This window comes from Neobacillus sp. DFD-2R (assembly GCF_057747865.1).
This window is the reverse complement of record NZ_CM173228.1, coordinates 4,229,916-4,254,914: the sequence shown is the minus strand read 5'-3', so window position 1 is coordinate 4,254,914 and position 24,999 is coordinate 4,229,916. Positions and strand designations below refer to the sequence as shown.

Genomic DNA, 24,999 nt, shown 5'->3' with positions numbered 1-24,999 from the left:
TATTCAACAAGAATAAACAAAAAATCAAATCAATTTAAAAGGGAGAGGGGAAAAAAATGACACCATTTGTAGGAGAAATGATTGGAACAATGATTCTAATCGTATTTGGTGCAGGGATTGGAGCAGGTGCTTCATTAAAAAAATCTTACTCAAATAATGCGGGTTGGATTGTAATTACAATAGCTTGGGGACTTGCGGTAACTATGGGAGTTTTTGCAGTAGGACCGGTAAGCGGGGCACATTTAAATCCTGCTGTTACAATAGCCTTAGCTTTAAATGGAGATTTTCCCTGGTCTGATGTTCCCAATTACATACTGGCTCAAATGATCGGAGCAATATTGGGTTCACTATTTATCTTTTTACACTATTTGCCTCATTGGAAAGTAACTGATGACCCGGCTGTAAAACTAGGGGTTTTTGCAACAAGCCCTGCTATCAAACATACTTTTTCTAATCTCTTAAGTGAAATATTTGGTACGTTTATTCTTGTACTTGGTCTATTATTTATTGGCGCAAACAAATTTACTCAAGGATTAAACCCGCTGGCTGTTGGTTTATTAATTGTTGTAATTGGGATGTCTTTAGGTGGTACAACAGGTTATGCGATAAATCCTGCTAGAGACCTTGGACCGCGAATTGCTCATTTCTTATTACCAATACCGGGAAAGGGCAGCTCCGGTTGGGGGTATTCATGGATTCCGGTAGTCGGTCCGCTTTTAGGTGGAGCACTTGGAGCAGTATTTTATAAATCAGTCTTTTTAGGAAAAGTTTCAGGTTCTCTTTGGGTGGTTTTAGGAATTAATTTAATTAGTTTATTACTTGCATATGCATTTGGCAAAAAACTTCATGTAGATATAGATCAATCAAAGATAGCCGCTTAAAATCAAGTTATTTTTTATCAAATGGGGGAATTATCATGGAAAAGTATATTTTATCTTTAGATCAAGGAACTACGAGTTCCAGAGCCATTCTTTTTAACAAAGAGGGTGAAACGGTTCATGTTGCACAAAAAGAGTTTACTCAACATTTTCCAAAGCCGGGTTGGGTGGAGCATAACGCCAATGAAATTTGGGGATCCGTTCTATCTGTTATTGCTGGAGTGTTATCCGAATCGGGCATTAAACCCGAACAAATTGCTGGAATCGGCATTACAAATCAACGTGAAACAGCTGTGGTTTGGGATAAAGAAACAGGTATGCCCGTATACAATGCAATCGTCTGGCAATCAAGACAAACAAGTCAAATTTGTGACGAGCTAAAGGAAAGAGGCCTAAATGATTTATTCCGTGAAAAAACAGGTTTACTCATTGATGCCTATTTCTCGGGTACTAAAGTAAAATGGATCTTGGATAATGTGGCAGGTGCACGTGAAAAGGCCGAGCAAGGAAAATTGTTGTTTGGAACGATCGATACATGGTTGATTTGGAAGCTTTCAGGTGGTCGTGCCCATGTTACTGATTATTCCAATGCATCCCGGACATTGATGTTTAATATTTATGAGCTTAAATGGGATGATGAATTATTGGGAATTTTAGGAGTGCCAAATTCAATGCTACCAGAGGTACGTCAATCATCTGAAATTTATGCGAACACGGTGGATTATCATTTCTTTGGCAAGGAAATACCAATTTCGGGGATAGCCGGGGATCAGCAAGCAGCATTATTCGGTCAGGCATGTTTCGAAGAAGGAATGGCTAAGAATACCTACGGAACAGGCTGTTTTATGTTAATGAACACTGGAGAAAAAGCAGTACGTTCAGAACATGGACTGTTAACAACTATAGCCTGGGGGTTAAATGGAAAGGTTGAATATGCACTGGAAGGCAGTATATTTGTAGCAGGTTCAGCGATTCAATGGCTTCGTGACGGTTTAAGGATGATTAAAGATGCTAAGGATAGCGAAGGGTACGCTGTAAAAGTGGAATCTACAGACGGGGTTTATGTTGTTCCTGCATTTGTTGGTTTAGGAACTCCATATTGGGATAGTGATGTTCGTGGAGCAGTGTTTGGTTTAACTCGAGGAACTTCCAAGGAACAGTTTATTCGTGCGACACTTGAATCGCTTACCTATCAAACAAAAGATGTTTTATCCGCGATGGAAGCTGATTCCGGTATTGAGCTTAAAACGCTCCGCGTAGACGGAGGAGCAGTAAAAAATAATTTCTTAATGGATTTTCAAAGTGACATTTTAAATGTTCCGGTAGAAAGGCCGGTGGTGAGTGAAACAACCGCTTTAGGTGCTGCCTATCTAGCCGGACTTGCAGTTGGATTCTGGGAAAGCCAAGATGAAATTTCCCGCCAATGGGCCATCGACAGAAAATTTAACCCGAAAATGAATAATGAAAATCGCAGCAAGCTTTATAACGGCTGGAAAAAAGCAGTGAACGCGGCAATGGCTTTCAAATAGAAACGATCCCGGATAGTCAAATCAAAACATGTATGGTAAAATAAAAACAAGTTAATACAATGGCAGGAGAAGTCGGAGAGACCACAAAAACATTATCGAAATTCGATAATGTATTTTGTGGTCTTTTTTCATTTCTCCTCCAAATTTTTTGCATATAAAAATAATATAGCGACAATTATGGGGGAAAACATGATGAAATTTTCTAATTTAAATCGGAAAGAAATTGTAAGTGAGCTGAAAAACAATCAATATGATGTATTGATCATTGGCGGCGGAATTACCGGTGCCGGCATAGCCCTCGATGCTCAAGCTAGGGGGATGAGAACTGCACTCGTTGAAATGCAGGATTTTGCTGCCGGTACTTCAAGCAGGTCAACAAAATTGGTTCATGGCGGACTAAGATACTTAAAACAATTTGAAGTAAAAATGGTTGCAGAAGTTGGCAAGGAAAGAGCAATTGTTTATGAAAATGGTCCTCACGTAACTACTCCGGAATGGATGTTGCTACCAATTCATAAGGGAGGAACATTCGGGAAATTTAGTACATCAATTGGATTAAAAGTTTATGATTTCTTAGCGGGAGTGAAGAAAGCAGAAAGCAGAAAGATGTTAACTTCAGCAGAAACATTAGCCAAAGAGCCGCTAATAAAAAAAGCCGGTTTAAAAGGCGGTGGCTATTACGTTGAGTACCGCACCGATGATGCCCGGCTGACGATTGAAGTCATGAAAGCAGCAATTGAAAAAGGTGCGGTTGCTAACAATTACACGAAGGTAACGAAGCTTGTTTACAAAAATGGCAGAGTTATAGGTGCGATAGTACAAGATTTGCTAACACAAGAAAAATATGAGATACAAGCGAAAAAAGTTGTTAATGCCGCTGGACCATGGGTTGACCAAATACGAGAAATGGATCAATCGAAAAAAGGAAAAGTACTTCAACTTACAAAAGGAGTCCATATCGTTATTGACCAATCCATTTTTCCATTAAAACAAGCTATTTATTTTGATACACCGGACGGCCGGATGGTATTTGCGATTCCCCGTGAAGGGAAGGCATATGTGGGGACAACAGATACCTTTTACGATCAAGATACAGCACATCCTTATATGACTTCAAATGATCGAAGTTATATAATTAACGCAATAAATTACATGTTCCCTCAAGTAAAGATTAGTGAAAAGGATATTGAATCAAGCTGGGCAGGGGTGCGTCCTCTTATATACGAGGAAGGAAAAAATGCCTCGGAAATTTCCCGTAAGGATGAAATCTGGGAATCAAAATCGGGCCTACTTACAATTGCGGGGGGGAAACTAACCGGTTATCGGAAAATGGCTGAAACAATTGTCGACCTTTTGGCATCGAAATTAATATCAGAAGAGGCAAGGAGATTCACTGAGTGCACAACTAAAACATTGCCAATTTCAGGAGGTAATGTTGGTGGTTCATTAAAATTTGAAGCATTTATTGCTAAACAAATTCCCAAAGGGATGGCTGTAGGATTAACAAAGGCGGAGTCTGTGAATCTGGCAAGAATGTATGGTTCCAACGCTGAAACTGTTTTTGAACTGTTAACAGAGAATGAAAAGGATGCGGTAAAATACGGTTTACCACTTTCTTTATTTGCGAAGCTTGTTTATGGTATTGAAAATGAAATGGTGGCAAACCCTATTGATTTCTTTAACCGAAGAACAGGAGCAATATTGTTTAATATTCAATTAGTACAAGAATGGAAGAGTCAAGTGATTGCTTATATGGCAGATAAGCTTAATTGGACTGACCAAGAAAAGAAAAAATACTCTCTTGCTTTAGAGAAGGATTTAAATTCAGCAATTGTTCCAGTAGATGAACAAGAGCCATTACCTCGTGCAGTAAATGGGAATTAACGCTAAAAAACTGTCTCGAATTTTTATTTGAGCAGTTTTTTAGTGATATTTTTAACAGTTGGATATGAATGTACGTGTTATTCTAGCTTTTGTATAGATCTCGCAATTTAGAAATTAAATTTTTGTACATGTTTAAAGGATTAAGGGAAAAAATAAATTGAAAAAATAAATAAATTAAATTTATTTCTCTCTTCTATTAACGATTTAGTTGACTAAAAGGCGCAAATTATTGTATAAGTTAATGAGGTAAGAAAGAAATTTTTTTCACATTATTGAATTTTAAAGGAGTTTGATTAAGCATGGCAGAGAAACAATTTAAAGTAATCGCTGAAACAGGAATTCACGCTAGACCTGCGACTTTGTTAGTACAAACAGCGAGTAAATTCGATTCCGAAATTAACTTAGAATATAAAGGTAAAAAAGTAAATTTAAAATCGATTATGGGTGTTATGTCTTTAGGTGTCGGTCAAGGCGCTGATATTAGCATTACAGCAGAAGGCAGTGACTCAGAAGAAGCATTAAGAAGCCTTGAGGAAACATTGACAAAAGAAGGTTTGGCGGAATAATGACTTTTTTACATGGAATTGCTGCATCAAATGGTATTGCGATTGCAAAAGCTTATCGTCTTGTTGAACCAAATCTAGCTTTTGAAAAGAAGACAATTGAGGACACCGCAACTGAAGTTGAACGCTTTCGTGCGGCGTTGAAGAAATCTAATGCTGAGCTTGAAGCTATCCGTGATCGTGCTAAAGTAGACCTCGGAGCGGATAAAGCTGCTATTTTTGAAGCGCATCTTCTCGTATTGAATGATCCTGAATTAAATGGACCTATTGAAGATAAAATTCAATCAGAAAAAATGAATGCGGAAGCTGCTCTTAAAGAAACAGCTGATATGTTCGTTATGATGTTTGAACAAATGGATAATGAATATATGAGAGAGCGTGCCGCTGACATTCGCGATGTTACAAAACGAGTTCTTTCTCATTTATTAGGTGTACAATTGGTGAATCCAAGTATGATTGCTGAAGAAGTTATCATTGTTGCTGAGGATTTAACACCATCTGATACTGCTCAATTAAACAGACAATTTGTAAAAGGTTTTACAACCAATATTGGCGGACGGACATCGCACTCAGCCATTATGGCTCGTTCAATGGAGATCCCTGCGGTTGTTGGAACAAAGTCAGCTACAGAAGAAATTAATAATGGCGATTTTGTTATTGTGGATGGGCTAAAAGGTGAAGTCCATATTAATCCAACTCCGGAATTGGTTGAACAATATCGTAAAGTCCATGAGGACTATGAAGTTCAAAAAGCTGAGTGGGCAAAGCTTGTAAATGAAAAAACAGTTTCTGCTGATAACCATCACGTAGAATTAGCAGCCAACATTGGTACTCCTAATGACTTAAAAGGAGTAATTGAAAATGGCGGTGAAGGCGTAGGCTTGTACAGAACTGAATTCCTTTACATGGGCAGAGACCAACTTCCTACTGAGGATGAGCAATTTGAAGCCTATAAAGCGGTATTAGAAGGTATGACCGGAAAGCCTGTAGTTGTCCGCACCTTGGATATTGGCGGGGATAAAGAACTGCCGTATTTGGATTTACCGAAGGAAATGAATCCATTCTTAGGCTTCCGTGCGATTCGTTTATGTTTAGAAGAACAAGGAATTTTCCGTACACAGCTGCGTGCTTTATTACGTGCGAGCATCTATGGAAATTTAAAAATTATGTTCCCAATGATCGCAACCTTGGACGAGTTCCGTGCTGCAAAAGCAATTCTTGAAGAAGAAAAGCAGAAGCTAGCTTCTGAAGGCGAAAAAGTAGCGGACAAAATTGAATTAGGGATTATGGTGGAAATTCCATCTACAGCGGTTTTGGCTGATCAATTTGCCAAAGAAGTTGATTTCTTTAGTATCGGTACGAACGATTTAATTCAATACACGATGGCAGCTGACCGTATGAATCAACGTGTTTCCTACCTTTATCAACCATATAGCCCATCTATTCTGCGATTGGTAAAAATGGTTATTGATGCAGCGCATGCTGAAGGTAAATGGGCAGGAATGTGTGGAGAAATGGCAGGAGACGAAACAGCTATACCGGTTTTACTTGGTCTTGGACTTGATGAATTTTCGATGAGTGCAACCTCAATTCTAAAAGCACGTTCATTGATTAAGAATTTGAATAAGTCAGACATGGAGAGACTCGCTCAAGAGGTTCTTAACATGCAAACAACCGGTCAAGTTATTGAAGCTGTAAATGCTGCAACTATAAATAAATAAAACTATTTTTTCTAAAAAAAAGGCCGACTGTGTAATCAGTCGGCTTTTTTAGTTTTTTGTATTTTTTCGGTTAATTCAGAAAATTATGTTTTTTTCGAAGGGAATTTAATGAAACTAAAGAATAATAAGTAAGAAAATAGGTAAAAAAGCATATGATAAATGTAAGGGTGGGGGAGGTGATAGAAAATATGGAACAAAAACCTATACATTATGATGGTAGTTTTCAACTTGGTCAAGCTGTAAATGAGTCAGTGCTAAATGAACCATTCCAAATGACTGATGAAATGAGAGTCAACATTGGTCGAAATCCTTATTCACTTGACACGAATGAATAATTTGATACATAACTGGATTTGTCTAAAGGCAAATTCAGTTTTTTAATAAAAAATAAATATAATAGAGGCAATTTCTTTGACACCCAGATAATTATTTAATAAAATTATCTCGAATTAAAAATTTTTAAAACTGAGATTCCTTATTTTCTTGGTTATTTTTTTGGTTTTTGATTCAAACTAAAATGTCCAAATTACACAATCAGAAAGGTGATAAGAAATGGCAAAAGTATTGTACATTACAGCACATCCACACAATGAAACACAATCGTATAGTATGGCGGTTGGGAAAGCATTTATCGATACCTATAAGGATGTTAATCCAAGCGATGACATTGTTCATATTGACTTGTATAAAGAAAACATTCCACATATTGATGCCGACGTATTTAGCGGATGGGGAAAACTTCGATCAGGACAAGCCTTTGATGCACTTACTGCTGAGGAAAAAGCAAAAGTTAGCCGTCTAGGCGAGCTAAGTGAACAATTTGTAGCCGCAGATAAATATGTATTTGTAACACCATTATGGAACTTCTCATTTCCACCGGTAATGAAAGCTTATCTTGATTCTGTTTCTGTTGCCGGGAAAACGTTTAAATATACAGAACAAGGTCCTGTTGGACTTTTAACAAATAAAAAGGCATTGCACATTCAAGCACGCGGCGGTTTTTACTCTGAAGGGCCGGCTGCTCAGATGGAAATGGGACACCGCTATATAAGTGTTATGATGAGTTTCTTTGGTATTCCTGCTCTTGAAGGATTATTCGTAGAAGGTCATAATGCGATGCCGGATAAAGCACAGGAAATAAAAGAAAATGCCATTGCCCGGGCAAAAGACCTTGCTCATACGTTCTAATTTTTTAATGCTATAGAGATAAACCCATATCCGGGTTTGTCTTTTTTTTGCCCGGAATTTTAAACAATTCAAACTTTTTTGTATAATGAAGACGAAAGAAAAGGAGGAATAGTTATCATATGGAATTGAATCTTAGTGGTAAAACTGCATTAATTGTTGCTTCCAGTCAGGGTTTGGGATTTGCAATTGCTGAACGGCTTGTGAGAGAAGGGGCAAATGTCATGATTTCGGGAAGGGACGAGGTTAAGCTAAAACAAAAAGCAGGTGAACTGGAATTAATCGGGGCAGGTAAAGTAGCCTTTCAAAAAACTGACATTACAAATATGGAAGAAATTAAACAGCTAGTTACCAAAACAATTGAAAGCTTTGGTAGTATCGATATGCTTGTCAATAATGCAGGCGGTCCTCCTGCCGGCTCATTTGAAGATTTGACGGATGATCATTGGTACCAGGCATTTGACTTAAACTTACTGTCTTATGTTCGAATGATAAGGGAAGCCTTACCATATTTAAAACAACAAGGTGGAAAAATACTTAATATCGCCTCTTCTTCAATAAAAGAACCCATACCTGGACTAATTCTCTCTAATACATTCAGAACAGGAATTGTCGGGCTCTCAAAAACACTGGCTTCTGAGCTGGCACCGTATAATATATTAATAAATACAATTGCTCCGGGAAGGATTGCTACCGACCGTGTGAAACACTTGGATCAAATCAATGCTGATAAGCAAGGAATTAATCGAGAAGCAATTGAATTACAAGTCAAAGAAGGAATTCCTTTAAAAAGATATGGAGAACCGGAGGAATTTGCCAATGTTGCAGTGTTTTTGCTTTCTGATGCTAATTCATACATGACAGGCAGTTCTTTTCTAGTAGATGGTGGAATGATAAAGTCCATTTAATCGTTTTTACCTATTTCCGTAATCAACCACACTTTACGTTTATTACCAAACTGTTTTGGGAATGGTATGAACATAAAGGAGTGTTCATATGTTTAGAAATATTCGACTCATTCTTATTATGCTTACAGCGATAGTTTGTTCAACAAGTATTGGAGGATGTGGGATTCCCTTCTCAAATGAGTTGATTGTAAACCGCTATGCCGATGCTCTTCTTACAAAAAATAATGAACTTCAATTTCGTTTTAGGATTAATAATGATATACTGGGCGTTCATCAATTATACAAGGTTAAGGTTACAATTCACAATGACCAATTAGCTGCCGCAATCGGGAAACGGGAAATTGTTTACGGTGATGACCAGATACTTAACGGAGAATTTTTAGAGGTTAAAAACAAAAGTGAAAGGTATATTTTTATGAACCCAATACCTTTAAAACGAGATTTACATATCTATCAGCTTGAGAACATGATTGAGAAAAACAAAGCGGTTTCTATTGAAGTGTTTAATAATCAAGAAGTCCTTGGACATGCCTATTTAACAAACTTTTCATCCGAGCTTTAATTAGGTGTTTACCCTTGGTTGATGAAGGACAGAATAAAAAAGTGCATAAATTTGGAGATGGAGCACAATACCGGAACGATTAAACGTTCCGGTATTTTTTAGCTAATAGGAAAGTACAAACTTTCACAAGTTTATACTTTCCTATTTCGCATAAGTGCACAAAGGAATGCTTCGGTAGGATAAGCTTCGCAGTCGAAAAGCTGTTTTTTGCTTTTCGACGAACGAAGCCTCTGTCTTCGCCCTTTGGGGCTCGCCAATCGGCGAGTTTTCTTTATGATTTCTTTTCCAAAATACTATACTAGTGCTAAAATAATATTGAGAAAATATAGAAAGGGAAGATAATTTTGTTAACTCCTGAAAATACGGTAATTGGTTTTATTGGAATCGGTGTAATGGGGAAAAGCATGGCAGATCATTTAATGGCTGCCGGATATTCTATGGTTATTTATAGCAGAACAAAGGAAAAGGCAGAAGAGATTATTAATAAAGGTGCACAGTGGGCAGAAACTGTTAAAGAAGTGGCTGAAAAGGCATCAGTAGTTATTACTATGGTAGGTTACCCTAAAGATGTTGAGGAAGTATATTTAGGGGAAAATGGATTGATTCCAAATGGGAGAGTAGGAAGCTTTTTTATTGATATGACTACATCGGCTCCTTCTATTGCTGTGAAAATATTCGAAGAAGCGAAAAAGAGAGGAATTCAGGCATTAGATGCCCCGGTTTCGGGAGGAGATGTGGGAGCAAGGGAAGCAAAGCTTTCGATTATGGTCGGTGGTGAAAAAGAGGCATTTGAATCTGTACGCACACTTTTAGAGCACCTTGGAACAAATATTGTTTACCAAGGAAATGCAGGATCCGGGCAACACACAAAGATGAGCAATCAAATAGCGATTGCCTCTAATATGATCGGTGTCTGTGAGGCTATCATTTATGCTGAAAAAGCCGGTTTAGACCCTGAAAAAGTATTAAAAAGTATTACATCGGGGGCGGCAGGCAGTTGGTCGCTAAGCAATCTTGTACCAAGAATGTTGAAAGGGAATTTTGAACCCGGTTTTTACATAAAGCATTTTATTAAGGATATGAAAATTGCCATCGATGAAGCAGAACAAATGGGAATGGAAGTACCCGGATTATCTTTAGCTAAATCTTTATATGATCAACTAGTAGAAAAGGGCGAAGAAAATAGCGGTACGCAAGCTCTTTATAAATATTGGCAGAACGAATAAATTAATAATGAATAAATTCCTCTACTATACAAAAAACTATCATAGAAATCATATTGGGAGGAATTTTGATGGCAAAACGTACAAAAAAGAATGATCCTGAACAAAAAAATAAAAAGGGTTTTGATTCATCAAAACTAAATGAAGAATTTGCCCATGAAATGGGTGCGGCAGCTACAAATAAAATTCATAAAGATAAAGCTAAGAAGGAAAAGGCCTCAAAAAATAACGGAAAGTATAATGGTCAATAAAATAGCAGTCAATCTAAAAAACACCCTCAATCAAGAGGGTGTTTTGGTTTTTTTATTTAGATAATTTTCAATACGTTCTAGTCCGAGTTCTAAATTTTCCATGGAACAGGCGTAAGATAAACGAAAGTAACCTTCACCGAACTTAGAAAAAGCACTTCCCGGAACAACAGCAACTCTTGCTTCTTTAACAAGCTCAAGAGCAAAATCAAAGCTGTTTAATGGGATGGATTTTGGAATTTTGACAAAAAAATAAAAGGCGCCATCTGGCTTGACAACATCAAGGCTCATGGAACGGAGGCGATCATATACAAAGTTTCTTCTTTTTTCGTAGTCCTTTTTCATTGGAAGTGCATCATCAATTCCTTCTGTTAATGCTTCCAGTGCAGCCTTTTGAGCAATCGAATTGGCACAAGACACATTATATTGATGAACTTTTAAAATGTGTTTTGCAATGTTTTCCGGAGCAAATAAAAAACCTATTCTCCAGCCTGTCATTGAATGGGATTTAGATAATCCATTTATGACAATCGTTTTTTCTTTTAGAAACCCCGCAATCGATTTATGTGATCGATCAAAAGTGAGTTCACTATAGATCTCATCGGCAAGAACAAATATTTCTCGTTCCTGTAAATAACTCGCTATTTCTTGAAGTTCCTTCTCCGTCAGACTTACACCTGTTGGATTGGACGGGTAGGGGAGAACAATGCAACGTGTTTTATCTGTTATGAATGGTTTAATCATATCCAATGTGAAACGAAATTGATTTTCTGTAACATCAACATGGATAGGTATTGCACCGCAAAGGCGAATAATCGGTTCATAACCGGGATAAATTGGACCTGGTAAAATAACTTCCGATCCTTCTGTTAAAATGGTTCGGAAAGCAATATCAATCGCTTCACTAGCACCCACCGTAACGATTACTTCTGATTCCGGTTTATAATGTAACCCGTATTTAGTTTCTGCAAAATTGCAAGCTGCTTTTCTTAATTCAAGGATTCCGGCATTGTGTGTGTAGGAGGTAAAGTTTTCTTCAATCGCCTGTATGCCTGCTTGTTTCACATGCTCCGGAGTGGGGAAATCAGGTTGACCGATTGTAAGTGAAATCAGATTATCTAAATGGGATACCATATTAAAAAATTTTCTAATTCCTGAGATTTCCAGATCTTTAACTTTTTGATTAACTAAGTGTTCCACTTTATTCATCCTTCCCTTAAGGCCTATTTACTAACGTACATTCTCCAAGAATAATAATGATTATAGACCGTTTTAGAAAAATATTCTACCTGGTTTAATTTTACCTGAGTAATAGTAGTTTTTTAGAGTAGATAGAAATCGCCAAAATAAAAACGGTTTGAAATGCTTCAAACCGTTTTTGGGGGGAAGGGGAATATATCAAATAAAAGTATTAAATTTTTAACAATTAATAACCATAGTCCCAGTCAACTTCGTCTTCATGCCAGAAAACAGGTGACACGGTTCCAAAATCAACAATTTTATTTTCGAGACTGCAGTTACAATGTTCGCAGCCGCATTGATCTTTTATTTCTTCGAATACGGATTGATCAACGTCTTCAATAAACGTGATATTCTCCTCTTGAAAAAGAATAGCTGTTCCTTTCACAATAAAAGCACCTCTTTTAAAATTAATACATCAATCTTCGATATGGTTTACTCTTTCTGACATTATTGTATTTCTGTTTTTTTTGTGTGTCTATATCTTTGTGACGATGTTCACAAAAACATCAAGAATCAAGATAAAAGCCAGGAAATCCTGGCTTTTAAAAAAAATATTAGGAATACCTTTCACCTAATTTTTTGAAAATTGGTTTTTGATAGGTGCGTTGGTTTCGATTATTATTTGACGGAGGTTGGGATTCCGTGATACCGGTATAGGATTGTAATAAGGCTTTTGCTTGGTTTAATGAGAGTGTAGCCTTTGGGTTTCTAATACGCCCATCCAATTTACCTAAATGAGGGAGTTCAGAAAAATCAACTCGAATTGGAGGAATATGAAAGGTGAACCTTCCGCATTCCACTAGTACATCAGATTGCTGCTGACTATTACGCGGGTTTTCTGAGAAATGAAGCCCTACTTTTTTGGCTTTACCTTCGTCAATCAATTTTTTTAATGATTCATGCTTTAATTTGTATAAAAATTTGGGATTTGGTGCTGTTTTTGCGTGACGATTCACAATATATACAGCTTGAGCGAGGTTTTCGATGGTTAGGTCAAAATTAATTCGGGGGCGTTTCTTATCGTGACTCAAAATTTGGTCTCCTTTCTATTTTTAAACCATCTTTATTATACCATTTTATTGCCTAATTTAAAAATATTCCAAGATCTTTTTAAAGAAAATGGCAAAATAATTTTCCGAATAAAACCATCCTTATCACTAATCTGGATAAGGATGGTTTTATTCGGTATTAAGTGATTTTAATATGAAAACAGTTAGTTCCGGCTTTGCCATAAATCGAAATGGGAGACGAGTTGTTCCAATTCCTCTGTTTACATATAAGGATAAAGGGTTGGTCTCGCCAATTGAATAAAGCCCTTCCGGATACTTTCGTGCAAATGGGGGTTTCACGAGTGCTCCAACTAACGGAATTTTTACTTGTCCACCATGGCTATGTCCGCTTAACTGCCAGTGTATTTTAAATTGTGAGGCTTCGTCAGCAAGGTCAGGAGCATGGGATAATAATAATTTAAATTTATTATCGGGAACATGTTTCTGAGCTAAAACCAAATCTGGCCTTCCAAGCATGGCATCATCAATGCCGATCAAATAAATGCTGCTGCCATCCTTTAATTTAATGGGTCTGGATTCGTTTAAAAGGACAGTAAAATTGGCTGTCTGCATAATATTCCGATAAAGCTCAGAACCATATCCGCCGTGATCATGGTTCCCGAAAATACAGTATTGTCCAAGAGGTGCATTTAATTGTTGTAAAATCGGAACTATTTTGTTGATTTCCTTATATTTGTTCGGCTCGTCCATTAAATCCCCAGTAAAAAAAATCAGGTCAGGTTTAATAGCGTTAATTCTTTTAATTAAACCTCTAAACTGGTTTATATTATATTGAAAACCTAGGTGAGTATCGCTAAATTGAACAATTTTTAACCCATCAAAGCTTTTCGGGATTAAGGGGTGTTTAATTTGTTGTTCGTTTATATCAAGTAGGGAGGGCTCAATACGATTAGCATAAAAGTATCCGCCCGAACTTAACCCGAGGCAGGTGAGCATTGTACCTAATGTGCTTTTCAGTAACGATCTCCTAGTCATTTTTTTAGGCATATATTCTACCAACCTATCTCCTTTTTTAACTTTTATATACTAACAAACAATTTTTTGAAAAAGAAGAGTCATTCGTATTGTCTTTAAAAAAAGTATACAAAGCAAGGACTTTTTTTGAAGGTTCGTAAGGAAAAATTTTACTTAATAGTTTAATATTCGATACCTTATTATAAAATTCCATAATATGAAAAACTCCATAAGAAGACTTTCATTTTTCATTTGATTGTAAGTTATGGCGGGAAATGGTATTCTTTTGGAAACGAACGGGGAGCGTTAATTAAGCGTATTGTATATAAGGGTATGGTATAATGAGAAAAATTTATTTCTGGAGGTACTTAGATGGATGCATTGGATATCCTAACGGATCTTGAAAATGTCATTCCTTTTTTTCAACCGATTTTTAGTGCCGATGAACAACGCTTAATTGCTTATGAGGTATTGGGCAGATATAAATCTGAAGGTAATATTATTAGCTTGGGTCCCTTTTTTCAAGATGATCAAATTCCTGATGAATATAAATTTGAAGTTGATCTGTTGTTAGTGAATAAAGCACTGGAAAAAGCTTTGAACCTTGAAGATGATGTTAGTATCTTTTTAAATCGAAATGCGGATCTATTAATGTATAGGCATGGAGAACCATTTTTACAGGAGCTTCTAACATTTGAAAAAAAAGGATTGAAATTAAAAAGAATCGTACTTGAAATTTCTGATCGGAATTACAAAGGAGATTTTGGTCAAATAGATCACTTGCTGCAATATTATCGGACTTATGGAATAAGAATTGCAATAGCGAGAATCGATAGTCAACGTAATTATTTTGAGCGGATCGGACAGCTTGAACCGGATATTTTAAAAATTAATTTGCAAGCGTTAAAATCGACTGGAACCGGGACTAACTTTAATGATGTTTTGTTCACATTATCATTATTAGCAAGGAAAATTGGTGCCACTTTATTGTTTGAAAATATTGAAATGAGTTATCAACTTCAATTTGCTTGGAAAAATGGGGGAAGATATTATCAGGGGTACTATCTCCATCCGCCATCACCTGAATTTATTCCGTCAGACTTATTGAAGCCTCGGTTAAAAGAGAAATTTCATGACTTTATTTCTTATGAAAAAAGAAAATTGGAGGCTGTTTATACAACAGCAGAATTTTTTCAAGTAAAAATCCAAGAAATTGTAATGAGAAATCGAAAGGCAAGTTACGAAGAATTATTTCAAGTATTAATAAAGGAAATGGATCAAATTGTTTTTCGGATGTATGTTTGTGATGAGGATGGTTTTCAAAAATCAGCTAATATTTTTAAAGGAAAAAATGGCTGGAGTACACAAACAGAATATATGCAAAAAAATTGGAGCTGGCGCCCTTATTTTCTGGAGAATATTATTAAGATGAGAAATGAAAAAAGAGGAATTTTGTCCGATCTGTACAGTGATATTGAAACAGGGGAATCAATCCGAACTTTTTCATTTCCGATGAATGGGAATGAATATTTGTTTATGGATATTTCCTATCAATATTTATTTGAACATGATCAATTACTGTGAAAATGCTCAAAATAGGATCGATTGAATAGAATGATTCATTGAGTGGAACTTTAGAGGTAACCACTTCTGAAGGAGAAGAAGCTCATGAATCTTTTTGTTAATATCTTAGCCATTGCTATTTTTGGAATTCTCGCAGTTGCGCTTATTTTAACATGGTCTGCTGCAAGACAGCAGAAAACTGTTAATGGAGAAATTGATTCACAATTACCAAAGCCAATACAGAATAATGTTTATATCAGAAATCCAATTTTTTTATCATATGGCATCTTTTTCGCCTTGGTTCTATTTATCATCCTTTTTGTTGCCATTACGTATTTATAATAGGTCTCAATTTTGAGGCCTATTTTTATTTGGGGATAGTAAATAATTTTAGGGAATTTGACATGTATGGATATTCCTAAAATTACGACATCAAGAATAGGAGTCTGAAAAATTAACAAGTATATTGCATGAAAATGTCTGATTGTGCAGATTTAATACGAAAGTATTTTTATACCGGATGAATATTTCTTGATAAAATGAATATTATTTTAAGTTGGTGATTTTAAAGGGGGAAAGGACTTTGAAGAAATTATTCTTTTTTTTGATTGTCTTTTTATTAATTATGCCTTTGTCTCCACAAGCAAAAACAGATTTAAACACTAGAAAAGCGGTTTTCGACTTTTTACAAGATGCATTCGAAGCACAGGTTTCTTTAAGTGAACGGTATAGGACAAAAGAAGAAATAACTGATATATTAAATCCTTATTTTTCCGACCAATTTCTGCGGGCTTTTTGGATAGAAAATATTCATAAAGAAGAGGATAAATATATAACATATGGATCAGATTTTGCTCAATATTACATACCTTTTTATCAGTTTTCTAATAAAACCAAGGTGGTCATTGGTTCAGATAAAATTTATGTTTTTGAATATTTTCCCGCCAGTACAGATGGTCCCGTTGGTTATAAAAGTCATTATGAAGGCCTGCTCCTGAAAAAGAGCGCTGATAATTGGAAGGTGGAAAAATTTTTGTATAATAATATTCCTAAAAATATTATAGAAAAAGCAAAAAGTAAAACAAAACGAAGTAGAGTTTTTTCAATTCTCTATTTTAAGCAGCTTTTTTATTAAAGTGCCAAGAAATTTCAGAGTAAGGTTTAATTTTTTTAGATTTTTATTAAAAAATATCGTTTTCCTTTAAATTTTACTTGGACAAATGGTCTCTGTTATTTTATTCTTTTAATATTGGTATAAAATATTTTAGAAATAAAATTCTGAAAATAATCCATAAGGATAGAAATATGCCAAAAGAGAAATATAACAGTAGGAAGTTTGTTTGTGTTGGAAAGGAGATAAGCATATGTCACAGCTTCAAGGTATATTAACCCGTTTAAAAAACCTCCAAGAGCAATCGGGAGGAGGAGAACCTGCGCAACGCTATTTCGAGGTTAATGGCGAAAGAAAATGTCAGGTTACATTTCATCCAAAAACTGAAACATTTGAATTGGAAGTTTATAATGAAAAGGAAAAACCTAAACGTTATCAATTTGATAATGTGGATATGATTACAATTGAAATATTTGATTTAATTCAATAGGAACCGTTAGGGTTCCTTTCTTTTTCAAAGCGTTTTCAAAAAATACCCTCCCCTCAAGAAACTATGGTAAAATATATGTGATAAAACAAACATTGAGGAGTTTTCGGTAATGATCAGTCTTCACAGTGGGGAATTTTTAGAATTAACAATTAAAGATTTAATGATACCATCTGAGCGTGTCGCACATGTTCAGGTTGGTAATAATCTCGAACATGCACTATTAGTGTTAACGAAAAGCGGCTATACAGCCATTCCTGTTTTAGACCCGCACTATAAGCTACACGGGTTAATTAGTACTTCAATAATCATGGATTCGATTCTCGGTTTAGAAAGAATTGAATTTGAAAAACTTGAAGAAAAAAAAGTTGAAGAGGTTATGAAAAAGGCTATCCCACGTGTCAAAATAACCTCGTCTTTAAAAACATGCCTTGATTTACTGGTAAGTCAACCATTTCTTTGCATCGAAACGGAAGATGGCTTTTTTGAAGGAATATTACCGAGAAGCACCGTGTTAAATCAATTAACGAAAATTGTCAAAAGGTTTAAAGAAAAGTAAATATGTTTTTTCGGCTCCCTTTTTGGGGGCTGTTTTATTATTAACAAAAGGCTATGTTAAAGTTCATTGCTGATTTAGTTCACTATGTTGATTGGAGTGGAATTTAACAGGCAAGTTTAACAGAGCCAAACAAATAGAGGTGTTGAAATGGGAGAAATGACTGAGAAACCAGCCGCACAAAGTTCGCAAAAAAAGCAAACAAAAAAAACCCTCGTATTAGCTGCCGTAATGTTAGCGATGTTTATGGGGGCTATAGAGGCAACAATTGTTTCCACTGCCATGCCTGCTATTGTCGCTGATTTAGGGGGCTTTCCGTTATATAGCTGGGTATTTTCCTCCTACTTACTAATGAATGCAGTAACTGTCCTGATTTATGGGAAATTATCGGATTTATTCGGTCGAAAACCTATATTATTTTTTGGAATTATTATTTTTTTAATCGGCTCAATTCTTTGCGGATTCTCCACCACGATGCAAACACTGATTATTTTTCGATTAATACAAGGATTTGGAGCAGGAGCTGTTACACCGATTGCGACCACTATTGTTGGTGACATATATACGCAGGAAGAAAGGGCTAAAATTCAAGGATACTTATCAAGCGTATGGGGAATATCTGCTATAACCGGTCCGGCAGTAGGCGGATTACTCGTACAGTATGTTAGCTGGCATTTTGTTTTCTGGATCAATATTCCTCTGGGAATTCTTTCATTAATTGGCCTTTCTCTGTTTTTACATGAGAATGTTGAAAAGAAAAAACCCGATATAGACTATTTTGGCGCGTTTCTTTTAACGGTGGCAATATCTTCGTTAATGTTTGTTCTTGTTGAAGGAGGAAGCCGCTTTACATGGAGTTCATGGAAAACTGTAAGTCTAATTGCTTTATTTACGGTTGCAATAACAGGGTTTGTTTTTCAAGAAAAACGGGCTAAAGAACCGGTTATGCCATTTACGATCTGGAAGGAACGCTCTATTTTTATTGCAAATATTACATCTTTAACAACAGGAATTATATTAATTGGTATTTCAAGTTTTTTACCAACTTTTGTCCAAGGGGTTATGGAACAAACCGCAATCGTTGCAGGGTTTACCTTAACCACAATGTCGATTGGCTGGCCGATTGCTTCAACTTTATCGGGTAGGATGTTAATAAATATTGGATATCGGGCAACTTCGATTATTGGAGGTTTGGCATTAATTTTAGGCAGTATTGCGTTTGTAACTATGTCCGCTTCCTCAGGTCCAATTTGGGCAGCTGCAGGTTCCTTTTTTGTTGGGGTTGGAATGGGTTTAACTTCGACTGCATTTATCGTCTCGATTCAAAGTACAGTATCCTGGCAGCAGAGAGGGATTGCAACAGCTGCTAATATGTTTATGCGTAACCTTGGGAACACAATTGGTGCTGCCTTATTTGGAGGAATTCTGAACAACCGCTTAAGCAACTTCTTATCAGGGAGCATAACTGATACGGGCACAAAATTAACAGTGAATTCAGCCAATATCCTATTAAAAGAAAGCGAGCGTAATAAACTAACAGGAACGGTGAAAACGATCCTGCAAGATGGATTAACACTATCTTTACATTCTGTTTATTATGTCGTCCTTGCTTTTGCAGTACTTAGTTTAGTCTTCATTTTATTTATACCGAAGAAAGATCAAAGCGCTTAATAATATTCCAGCGTTTCTTTTTGAAACGTATTTAGTGAAATTTATTATTTTAAAAATTATAATATAAGAAAAACTTATGAAGAGGGATGAAATTGTCCTCAATATCGGAATTTCAATTATTATCTGTTTTAGCGCAAGAAATGAATATGCGCAAAGCTTCAGAACGACTTTTTGTTTCCCAGCCTGCACTATCTCAACGGTTGCAAACAATTGAAAAAGAATGGGGAACAAAATTATTTATTCGCTCGCAAAAAGGCTTGTCCCTTACGCCTGCAGGTGAGCACGTGATTCAATTTGTCAATGAAGTCCTTCTTAAGCACGAAAAGGTTTGGGAAACCGTCCACTCCCTTCAGGCAGGAGTTTCCGGAACGTTGAAAATAGCGGTCGCTTCAATTGTAGGACAAAATTGGCTTCCGCAAGTATTAAAGAAATTTATTGATACCTATCCGCAAGCCAAAATTTCTCTGTTAACGGGTTGGAGCAGCGATATATTAAAATGTTTATATGATGATCAAGTACATATTGGGATTATTAGAGGAGCTCCTGATTGGAAAGGTGTTAAAATTCATCTTTTCAGTGATCCGTTATATTTAGTTGATAGAGAAATTACAAGACCGGAACAGGTTTTAGAAACGGATCGTCCTTTTATCCAATTTAAAAGTGACTCTAATTATTATCAGGAAATTCAAGATTGGTGGATGCGAAATTTTAAAACTTCTCCAAAGAGGACGATAGTGGTAGATCAAATTGAGACATGTAAACAAATGACTTTTAATGGTATTGGCTATTCTATATTGCCGGCTATTACGCTCAACAACGCCGAAAAAAATCTTTTTAAAATTCCGCTTGTTGATCAAAATAATAAACCCCTGAAAAGGGATACTTGGCTTTTAGGGTATGAGTCTGCATTTCAATTAAAGCAGGTTCAAGCATTTGTAAACTTAATAAAAGAACATACCGATGAATCACAGGTCTAAAGGGATTGTTTTTTCTTGTTTTCATTTCTTTTGTTTGATAAAGTATTTTTTAGCAAGGACAATTAGGGGGTACTCATATGAAAATGATGGATGCAAATGAAATTATTACTTTTATCGGAAACAGTAAAAAATCAACTCCGGTAAAAGTTTACTTAAAAGGGGACTTGGCAGGGCTTGAATTCGGCAGCGATGCAAAGACTTTTCTTAATGGGAATACCGGTGTAGTTTTTGGTGAATGGTCCGAAATTAATAGCGTATTAGAAGCAAATAAAGAAAAAATAGAAGACTTTGTTGTTGAAAATGATCGACGTAATTCAGCTATCCCATTATTGAATACAAAAAATATTAACGCACGTATTGAGCCGGGTGCTTTTATCCGTGACCAGGTTGAAATTGGCGATAATGCGGTCATCATGATGGGAGCTGTAATCAATATTGGTTCAGTCATTGGCGAAAAGACGATGATCGATATGAATGTTGTCCTGGGCGGAAGAGCAACAGTAGGGAAGAATTGTCACATCGGCGCCGGTACAGTATTAGCCGGTGTTATTGAGCCGCCGTCTGCAAAGCCTGTAGTCGTTGAAGATGATGTTGTAATTGGTGCAAATGCCGTTGTTCTTGAAGGGGTAACAATTGGAAAAGGTGCAGTGGTTGCAGCAGGAGCTGTTGTTATTGATGACGTTGAACCGTATACTGTAGTAGCCGGTACACCGGCAAGAAAAATTAAAGATATTGACGAAAAAACAAAGACAAAAACAGAAATTAAACAAGAACTTCGTAAATTATAATTGGAAAAATGAATTAGCGTGGAATAATCCACGCTTTCTTTCTAGTATCGGGAGTGAAGAAATGAACACTTTTGTGAAAATTCGCCGCGACCTTCATCAAATTCCTGAATTAGGGTTTCAGGAGTTTAAGACTCAGGACTATCTATTATCCTATATCCAATCTTTACCTCAGGAAAGAATTTTAATCAAAAAATGGAAGACGGGTTTGTTTGTAAAAGTGCATGGCTCAAACCCTAAGAAAACAATTGGATACAGAACAGACATTGATGGCCTTCCGATTGATGAAGAAACAGGATTATCCTTTTCATCTACCCATCACAGCCAAATGCATGCATGTGGTCATGATTTACATATGAGTATTGCTCTCGGAATCCTTACGCACTTTGTATATAATGAAATACAGGATGATCTTTTGTTTATCTTTCAGCCGGCAGAGGAAGGCCCGGGTGGTGCAGAGCCGATGCTAAAATCAGAAATTATGAAACAGTGGAAGCCGGATATGATCTTTGCCTTGCACATTGCCCCTGAGTATCCTGTTGGAACGATTGCATTAAAAGAGGGATTATTGTTTGCCAATACTTCGGAGCTGTTCATTGATTTAAAAGGGAAAGGCGGACATGCAGCTTACCCGCATCAAACGAATGATATGATTATTGCGGCTTGTACCTTAGTCAATCAACTGCAAACCATCGTTTCAAGGAATGTCAACCCGCTTGATAGTGCCGTAATTACAATTGGTAAAATAACGGGCGGAACGGTTCAAAACATTATTGCTGAAAAAGCCAGGCTTGAAGGTACGATTAGGACATTATCTCCTGAATCAATGAAAAAGGTAAAGCATCGTATTAATTCTTTAGTTAAAGGTATTGAAGCCGGCTTTGAATGTGAAGCGGATATTGATTATGGCTCAATGTACTACCAGGTATATAACGATGAGGAACTAACAAATGATTTTATTGATTATTTGAAGAAGGAGCCAATTGTTAAAGTGATTGAATGCCGGGAAGCAATGACAGGTGAAGATTTTGGTTATATGCTGGAGGAAATTCCCGGGTTTATGTTTTGGCTCGGTGTTGATTCACCCTTTGGTTTGCATCATGCCAAATTGAATCCAAATGAAGATGCGATCAATGTTGCTGTAAATGTTATGACAAGCTATATTGCTTATAAAGGAAACGAAATCTAAGACTTTTTATTGTTTATTCTTCTATAAAAAGGGTTAAACTTAATAAGGGAAAAATTAAGTTGTAATTTATAATAAATATTTATTTAAATTAATTATAATTTAATATTGACTCAAAATTTATGTTGCCCTATAATGATAATGGTTAAAGGATAGCAAAAAATTGCTATTAAATTATTTAATTTACTATTTTATTGGAGGGATTTAGTTATGCCGGAACGTATGGTAGGTAAACAAGCACCACGTTTTGAAATGGATGCAGTAATGCCTAATAAAGAATTTAAAAAAGTTAGCCTTGAAGAAAACATGAAAAATGATAAGTGGACTGTCTTGTTCTTCTATCCAATGGACTTTACCTTTGTATGTCCAACTGAAATTATTGCAGTATCTGACCGTTACGATGAGTTTGAAGATCTTGATTCAGAAGTTATCGGTGTTTCAACTGATACCATTCATACTCACCTTGCATGGATTAATACTGACCGCAAAAACAATGGTCTTGGCGAATTAAAATATCCATTAGCGGCTGACACAAACCATGTTGTTTCACGTGACTATGGGGTTTTAATTGAGGAGGAAGGTATTGCTCTTCGCGGTCTATTCATCATCAATCCGGAAGGTGAATTAATGTACTCTGTTGTTCATCACAATAATATCGGCCGTGAAGTTGAAGAAGTATTACGTGTACTTCAAGCATTACAAACAGGTGGACTTTGCCCGGCTAACTGGAAGCCTGGACAAGCAACCTTGAATGTTTAATTTTAACGGACAGATAGACCTAACCAAACAGTTAGGTCTATTTTTAAAATAGGGGGAATTTTAAATGAAACTTCGTGAACCAATGCCGGAATTAACCGGTGCAACTGAATGGTTAAACGGTGAGGTAACAAGAAATGAATTGGTTGGTGAAAAACCTACACTTATTCATTTTTGGTCCATTAGCTGCCACTTATGTAAGGAAGCAATGCCACAGGTCAATCAATTCCGTGACAATTACAAAGACAAATTAAATGTGGTAGCTGTACATATGCCAAGGTCCGAAAATGATTTAAATATTGAGGAAATCAAACAAGTTGCTGCCGAGCATGAAATTACTCAACCAATCTTTATTGACAGTAGTCACAAATTAACCGAAGCCTTTGAAAATCAATATGTACCGGCATATTATGTTTTTGACCGTGAAGGAAAGCTTCGCCATTTTCAAGCTGGCGGAAGCGGTATGAAAATGCTTGAAAAAAGAGTAAACCGAGTATTGGATGAATTAGAAAAAGCTGAATAAGAAATTCGCTTCATGAGACTGTTCGTTTTTGCAACGAACAGTCTTTTTATATTGAATTATTGAAAAGGGGAAAAAGGCGAGTATTATCATTTAGTAAAGGATTAATTTAATATGCCGGATGAAGAAAAATAACGGCCATTTTTGGCTGTTTTTTTTATTTTCTGTAACTGTTTCCCATTTGAAGCGTCCTAAATATTAATTAGAAATTTTTTACTGATTGATTTAAATAAAGAAAGGGGCGTCGTGAAGTTGAAAAAACTGATAATAGTACCAATTTTTATCATCACAATCTTTATTTGTCTCTCAGGCTGCAGTTCAGCAAGCAAAAGTGAAAATGTAAAAATGAGTACTGTAAATCAAAAAGTGCAGGATACTGCGCAGTCCCGAACACAAGAGAAACCCGAAGTATTTTCAGGTGAAGCTATAAAAAAGGATCAAACAGTTACCGCAAAATTAGATGTACCTAACCAAATGGTCATCTATCAAGCAAACCTACAGTTGCGGGTTAAGAAATTTGAACAAACGGTACAAGCAATAGAGGAAGTTGTCAGTAAATATGGTGGTTATATCTCTGAGTCCAATGTGTCTAAAGCAGGAACAGAGCAGGTCAGCGGGAGTATCAAAATCCGCATCCCGCAAAAGCATTTTCAGGATTTTTTACATGATGCTGAAGGCCAAGCGGCTGAGGTTATTCAAAGAAACATAACAGGTCAGGATGTGACGGAGGAATATGTTGACCTGGAATCTAGATTAAAATCAAAACGAGTTGTAGAAGAACGGTTGACTACATTTATGAAAACCGCAACAAAAACCGAGGATTTACTAAAGATTTCTGCAGATTTAGCTGCTGTTCAGGAAGATATTGAAATAATTGAAGGAAAAATGAAATTTTTGGAAAATCAACCGCACTTTCAACGGTTAACATAACTCTCTATGAAAATAAAGTCATCGTACCTGGCATCGAAAAAGATCATTTGAACATTTGGGAGAAAACTAAAAAGCAATTTATGAAAAGTACTAATTTGCTATTGGCAGGCCTATCCGGTCTCGTAGTATTTATTATCGGCAACCTACCAATTCTCTTAATTTTATTGATCCTCGGGATGGGTGTATATTTTTATTACAAGAAAAGAAGAGGGCAAAAAAAGCAGGAATAATAAAAAGCACAAAAAGAGAAGCCTCAGCTTCTCTCAGATTGTCGAGAAAGGGTATTTTTCTCGGCAATTTTTATTATGTCAGAATCCAAATACCAAATTTATTGATTGTCCATACAAATGGGCCTGTTGATTTCCGCTCCGGGCACTCGCTTTCCACGGGGAGGTTCTGAAGCCTCCTCGGCGCTTTGGCGGAGGCCACTGAAAAAGTCCTTTTTTATTATTAGACAGTTAAAGGTTTGATTTAATCAAACCTTTAACTG

General features: G+C 36.2%; 26 protein-coding genes and 1 pseudogene. 23 read left to right on the top strand and 4 right to left on the bottom strand.

The window, feature by feature from the left end; genetic code table 11:
- Positions 1–56: 56 nt before the first annotated feature.
- The 11 genes from AC3ANV_RS21280 (at position 57) to AC3ANV_RS21230 (ending at position 10,704) form a co-directional block, all read left to right on the top strand.
- Positions 57–881 carry an MIP/aquaporin family protein gene (locus tag AC3ANV_RS21280; protein ID WP_488310654.1) on the top strand — a complete coding sequence of 275 codons (825 nt, stop codon included), beginning with the start codon at positions 57–59 and terminating at the stop codon, positions 879–881.
- Positions 882–916: 35 nt separating this feature from the next.
- The gene (gene glpK, locus AC3ANV_RS21275; RefSeq protein WP_488310653.1) at positions 917–2,407 is read left to right on the top strand and encodes a glycerol kinase GlpK; all 1,491 of its coding nucleotides are present in this window, start codon (positions 917–919) and stop codon (positions 2,405–2,407) included.
- 192 nt (positions 2,408–2,599) lie between these two features.
- On the top strand, positions 2,600–4,291 hold the full coding sequence (locus tag AC3ANV_RS21270) for a glycerol-3-phosphate dehydrogenase/oxidase (RefSeq protein WP_488314293.1): 1,692 nt from the start codon (positions 2,600–2,602) through the stop codon (positions 4,289–4,291).
- 299 nt (positions 4,292–4,590) lie between these two features.
- Positions 4,591–4,857: a phosphocarrier protein HPr gene (locus AC3ANV_RS21265; protein WP_488310652.1), complete on the top strand. Its 267-nt coding sequence runs from the start codon at positions 4,591–4,593 to the stop codon at positions 4,855–4,857.
- The gene (gene ptsP / locus AC3ANV_RS21260; RefSeq protein ID WP_488310651.1) at positions 4,857–6,575 is read left to right on the top strand and encodes a phosphoenolpyruvate--protein phosphotransferase; all 1,719 of its coding nucleotides are present in this window, start codon (positions 4,857–4,859) and stop codon (positions 6,573–6,575) included. Before AC3ANV_RS21265 ends, ptsP begins: the two co-directional genes overlap by 1 nt.
- Before the next feature lie 188 nt (positions 6,576–6,763).
- Positions 6,764–6,910: a hypothetical protein gene (locus tag AC3ANV_RS21255; RefSeq protein ID WP_488310650.1), complete on the top strand. Its 147-nt coding sequence runs from the start codon at positions 6,764–6,766 to the stop codon at positions 6,908–6,910.
- Between the two features lie 217 nt (positions 6,911–7,127).
- Complete coding sequence (locus AC3ANV_RS21250; protein WP_488310649.1) at positions 7,128–7,763, top strand: FMN-dependent NADH-azoreductase; 636 nt, start codon at positions 7,128–7,130, stop codon at positions 7,761–7,763.
- Between the two features lie 119 nt (positions 7,764–7,882).
- Positions 7,883–8,668 carry an SDR family oxidoreductase gene (locus tag AC3ANV_RS21245; RefSeq protein WP_488310648.1) on the top strand — a complete coding sequence of 262 codons (786 nt, stop codon included), beginning with the start codon at positions 7,883–7,885 and terminating at the stop codon, positions 8,666–8,668.
- Positions 8,669–8,756: 88 nt separating this feature from the next.
- A complete protein-coding gene (locus AC3ANV_RS21240; RefSeq protein ID WP_488310647.1) occupies positions 8,757–9,230 on the top strand; it encodes a hypothetical protein in 474 nt (157 codons plus the stop codon).
- A 344-nt stretch (positions 9,231–9,574) separates the two neighbouring features.
- Positions 9,575–10,456: an NAD(P)-dependent oxidoreductase gene (locus tag AC3ANV_RS21235; protein WP_488310646.1), complete on the top strand. Its 882-nt coding sequence runs from the start codon at positions 9,575–9,577 to the stop codon at positions 10,454–10,456.
- Between the two features lie 68 nt (positions 10,457–10,524).
- Complete coding sequence (locus tag AC3ANV_RS21230) at positions 10,525–10,704, top strand: hypothetical protein (RefSeq protein ID WP_488310645.1); 180 nt, start codon at positions 10,525–10,527, stop codon at positions 10,702–10,704.
- Positions 10,705–10,734: 30 nt separating this feature from the next.
- Here AC3ANV_RS21230 and AC3ANV_RS21225 read toward each other — a convergent pair whose 3' ends face one another.
- From AC3ANV_RS21225 to AC3ANV_RS21210, 4 genes are all read right to left on the bottom strand, one after another.
- A complete protein-coding gene (locus AC3ANV_RS21225; protein ID WP_488310644.1) occupies positions 10,735–11,901 on the bottom strand; it encodes an aminotransferase A in 1,167 nt (388 codons plus the stop codon).
- Between the two features lie 226 nt (positions 11,902–12,127).
- The gene (locus AC3ANV_RS21220) at positions 12,128–12,328 is read right to left on the bottom strand and encodes a hypothetical protein (protein WP_488310643.1); all 201 of its coding nucleotides are present in this window, start codon (positions 12,326–12,328) and stop codon (positions 12,128–12,130) included.
- Positions 12,329–12,497: 169 nt separating this feature from the next.
- On the bottom strand, positions 12,498–12,974 hold the full coding sequence (locus tag AC3ANV_RS21215) for a YkyB family protein (protein WP_488310642.1): 477 nt from the start codon (positions 12,972–12,974) through the stop codon (positions 12,498–12,500).
- 147 nt (positions 12,975–13,121) lie between these two features.
- A complete protein-coding gene (locus AC3ANV_RS21210; protein ID WP_488310641.1) occupies positions 13,122–14,000 on the bottom strand; it encodes a metallophosphoesterase in 879 nt (292 codons plus the stop codon).
- A 339-nt stretch (positions 14,001–14,339) separates the two neighbouring features.
- Here AC3ANV_RS21210 and AC3ANV_RS21205 point away from each other — a divergent pair, with 339 nt between their 5' ends.
- The 12 genes and pseudogenes from AC3ANV_RS21205 (at position 14,340) to AC3ANV_RS21150 (ending at position 24,739) form a co-directional block, all read left to right on the top strand.
- Positions 14,340–15,551 (top strand): EAL domain-containing protein, encoded by a 1,212-nt coding sequence (locus AC3ANV_RS21205; RefSeq protein ID WP_488310640.1) that lies wholly within the window; start codon positions 14,340–14,342, stop codon positions 15,549–15,551.
- A gap of 84 nt (positions 15,552–15,635) precedes the next feature.
- The gene (locus tag AC3ANV_RS21200) at positions 15,636–15,872 is read left to right on the top strand and encodes a hypothetical protein (RefSeq protein ID WP_488310639.1); all 237 of its coding nucleotides are present in this window, start codon (positions 15,636–15,638) and stop codon (positions 15,870–15,872) included.
- Between the two features lie 241 nt (positions 15,873–16,113).
- Positions 16,114–16,665 carry a DUF3993 domain-containing protein gene (locus AC3ANV_RS21195; RefSeq protein ID WP_488310638.1) on the top strand — a complete coding sequence of 184 codons (552 nt, stop codon included), beginning with the start codon at positions 16,114–16,116 and terminating at the stop codon, positions 16,663–16,665.
- 229 nt (positions 16,666–16,894) lie between these two features.
- The gene (locus AC3ANV_RS21190) at positions 16,895–17,131 is read left to right on the top strand and encodes a YkuJ family protein (protein ID WP_198311072.1); all 237 of its coding nucleotides are present in this window, start codon (positions 16,895–16,897) and stop codon (positions 17,129–17,131) included.
- A 109-nt stretch (positions 17,132–17,240) separates the two neighbouring features.
- Positions 17,241–17,687, top strand: a complete 447-nt coding sequence (gene cbpB / locus AC3ANV_RS21185; RefSeq protein ID WP_488310637.1) for a cyclic-di-AMP-binding protein CbpB — start codon at positions 17,241–17,243, stop codon at positions 17,685–17,687.
- A 147-nt stretch (positions 17,688–17,834) separates the two neighbouring features.
- Positions 17,835–19,355 (top strand): MDR family MFS transporter, encoded by a 1,521-nt coding sequence (locus AC3ANV_RS21180; protein ID WP_488310636.1) that lies wholly within the window; start codon positions 17,835–17,837, stop codon positions 19,353–19,355.
- An 86-nt stretch (positions 19,356–19,441) separates the two neighbouring features.
- Positions 19,442–20,332: a transcriptional regulator CcpC gene (gene ccpC, locus AC3ANV_RS21175; RefSeq protein ID WP_488310635.1), complete on the top strand. Its 891-nt coding sequence runs from the start codon at positions 19,442–19,444 to the stop codon at positions 20,330–20,332.
- Between the two features lie 77 nt (positions 20,333–20,409).
- The gene (gene dapD, locus AC3ANV_RS21170) at positions 20,410–21,120 is read left to right on the top strand and encodes a 2,3,4,5-tetrahydropyridine-2,6-dicarboxylate N-acetyltransferase (protein ID WP_488310634.1); all 711 of its coding nucleotides are present in this window, start codon (positions 20,410–20,412) and stop codon (positions 21,118–21,120) included.
- A 61-nt stretch (positions 21,121–21,181) separates the two neighbouring features.
- Positions 21,182–22,306 carry an N-acetyldiaminopimelate deacetylase gene (locus AC3ANV_RS21165; protein WP_488310633.1) on the top strand — a complete coding sequence of 375 codons (1,125 nt, stop codon included), beginning with the start codon at positions 21,182–21,184 and terminating at the stop codon, positions 22,304–22,306.
- 207 nt (positions 22,307–22,513) lie between these two features.
- Entirely contained in the window at positions 22,514–23,062 is a 549-nt protein-coding gene (locus tag AC3ANV_RS21160; protein WP_488310632.1) for a peroxiredoxin, read from the top strand.
- A 64-nt stretch (positions 23,063–23,126) separates the two neighbouring features.
- Positions 23,127–23,582 carry a TlpA family protein disulfide reductase gene (locus tag AC3ANV_RS21155; protein WP_488310631.1) on the top strand — a complete coding sequence of 152 codons (456 nt, stop codon included), beginning with the start codon at positions 23,127–23,129 and terminating at the stop codon, positions 23,580–23,582.
- Between the two features lie 342 nt (positions 23,583–23,924).
- A pseudogene (locus tag AC3ANV_RS21150) lies at positions 23,925–24,739 on the top strand (DUF4349 domain-containing protein).
- The last annotated feature ends 260 nt before the right edge of the window (positions 24,740–24,999 follow it).

Coding starts and splice junctions, on each gene's coding strand:
- AC3ANV_RS21240 (WP_488310647.1), top strand. CDS start 8,757: ATGTTTAGAAATATTCGACTCATTCTTATTATGCTTACAGCGATAGTT.
- ccpC (WP_488310635.1), top strand. CDS start 19,442: ATGAAATTGTCCTCAATATCGGAATTTCAATTATTATCTGTTTTAGCG.
- AC3ANV_RS21250 (WP_488310649.1), top strand. CDS start 7,128: ATGGCAAAAGTATTGTACATTACAGCACATCCACACAATGAAACACAA.
- AC3ANV_RS21255 (WP_488310650.1), top strand. CDS start 6,764: ATGGAACAAAAACCTATACATTATGATGGTAGTTTTCAACTTGGTCAA.
- AC3ANV_RS21165 (WP_488310633.1), top strand. CDS start 21,182: ATGAACACTTTTGTGAAAATTCGCCGCGACCTTCATCAAATTCCTGAA.
- AC3ANV_RS21230 (WP_488310645.1), top strand. CDS start 10,525: ATGGCAAAACGTACAAAAAAGAATGATCCTGAACAAAAAAATAAAAAG.
- glpK (WP_488310653.1), top strand. CDS start 917: ATGGAAAAGTATATTTTATCTTTAGATCAAGGAACTACGAGTTCCAGA.
- AC3ANV_RS21200 (WP_488310639.1), top strand. CDS start 15,636: ATGAATCTTTTTGTTAATATCTTAGCCATTGCTATTTTTGGAATTCTC.
- cbpB (WP_488310637.1), top strand. CDS start 17,241: ATGATCAGTCTTCACAGTGGGGAATTTTTAGAATTAACAATTAAAGAT.
- AC3ANV_RS21205 (WP_488310640.1), top strand. CDS start 14,340: ATGGATGCATTGGATATCCTAACGGATCTTGAAAATGTCATTCCTTTT.
- AC3ANV_RS21245 (WP_488310648.1), top strand. CDS start 7,883: ATGGAATTGAATCTTAGTGGTAAAACTGCATTAATTGTTGCTTCCAGT.
- ptsP (WP_488310651.1), top strand. CDS start 4,857: ATGACTTTTTTACATGGAATTGCTGCATCAAATGGTATTGCGATTGCA.
- AC3ANV_RS21265 (WP_488310652.1), top strand. CDS start 4,591: ATGGCAGAGAAACAATTTAAAGTAATCGCTGAAACAGGAATTCACGCT.
- AC3ANV_RS21155 (WP_488310631.1), top strand. CDS start 23,127: ATGAAACTTCGTGAACCAATGCCGGAATTAACCGGTGCAACTGAATGG.
- AC3ANV_RS21180 (WP_488310636.1), top strand. CDS start 17,835: ATGGGAGAAATGACTGAGAAACCAGCCGCACAAAGTTCGCAAAAAAAG.
- AC3ANV_RS21270 (WP_488314293.1), top strand. CDS start 2,600: ATGAAATTTTCTAATTTAAATCGGAAAGAAATTGTAAGTGAGCTGAAA.
- AC3ANV_RS21190 (WP_198311072.1), top strand. CDS start 16,895: ATGTCACAGCTTCAAGGTATATTAACCCGTTTAAAAAACCTCCAAGAG.
- AC3ANV_RS21210 (WP_488310641.1), bottom strand. CDS start 14,000: ATGCCTAAAAAAATGACTAGGAGATCGTTACTGAAAAGCACATTAGGT.
- AC3ANV_RS21280 (WP_488310654.1), top strand. CDS start 57: ATGACACCATTTGTAGGAGAAATGATTGGAACAATGATTCTAATCGTA.
- dapD (WP_488310634.1), top strand. CDS start 20,410: ATGAAAATGATGGATGCAAATGAAATTATTACTTTTATCGGAAACAGT.
- AC3ANV_RS21160 (WP_488310632.1), top strand. CDS start 22,514: ATGCCGGAACGTATGGTAGGTAAACAAGCACCACGTTTTGAAATGGAT.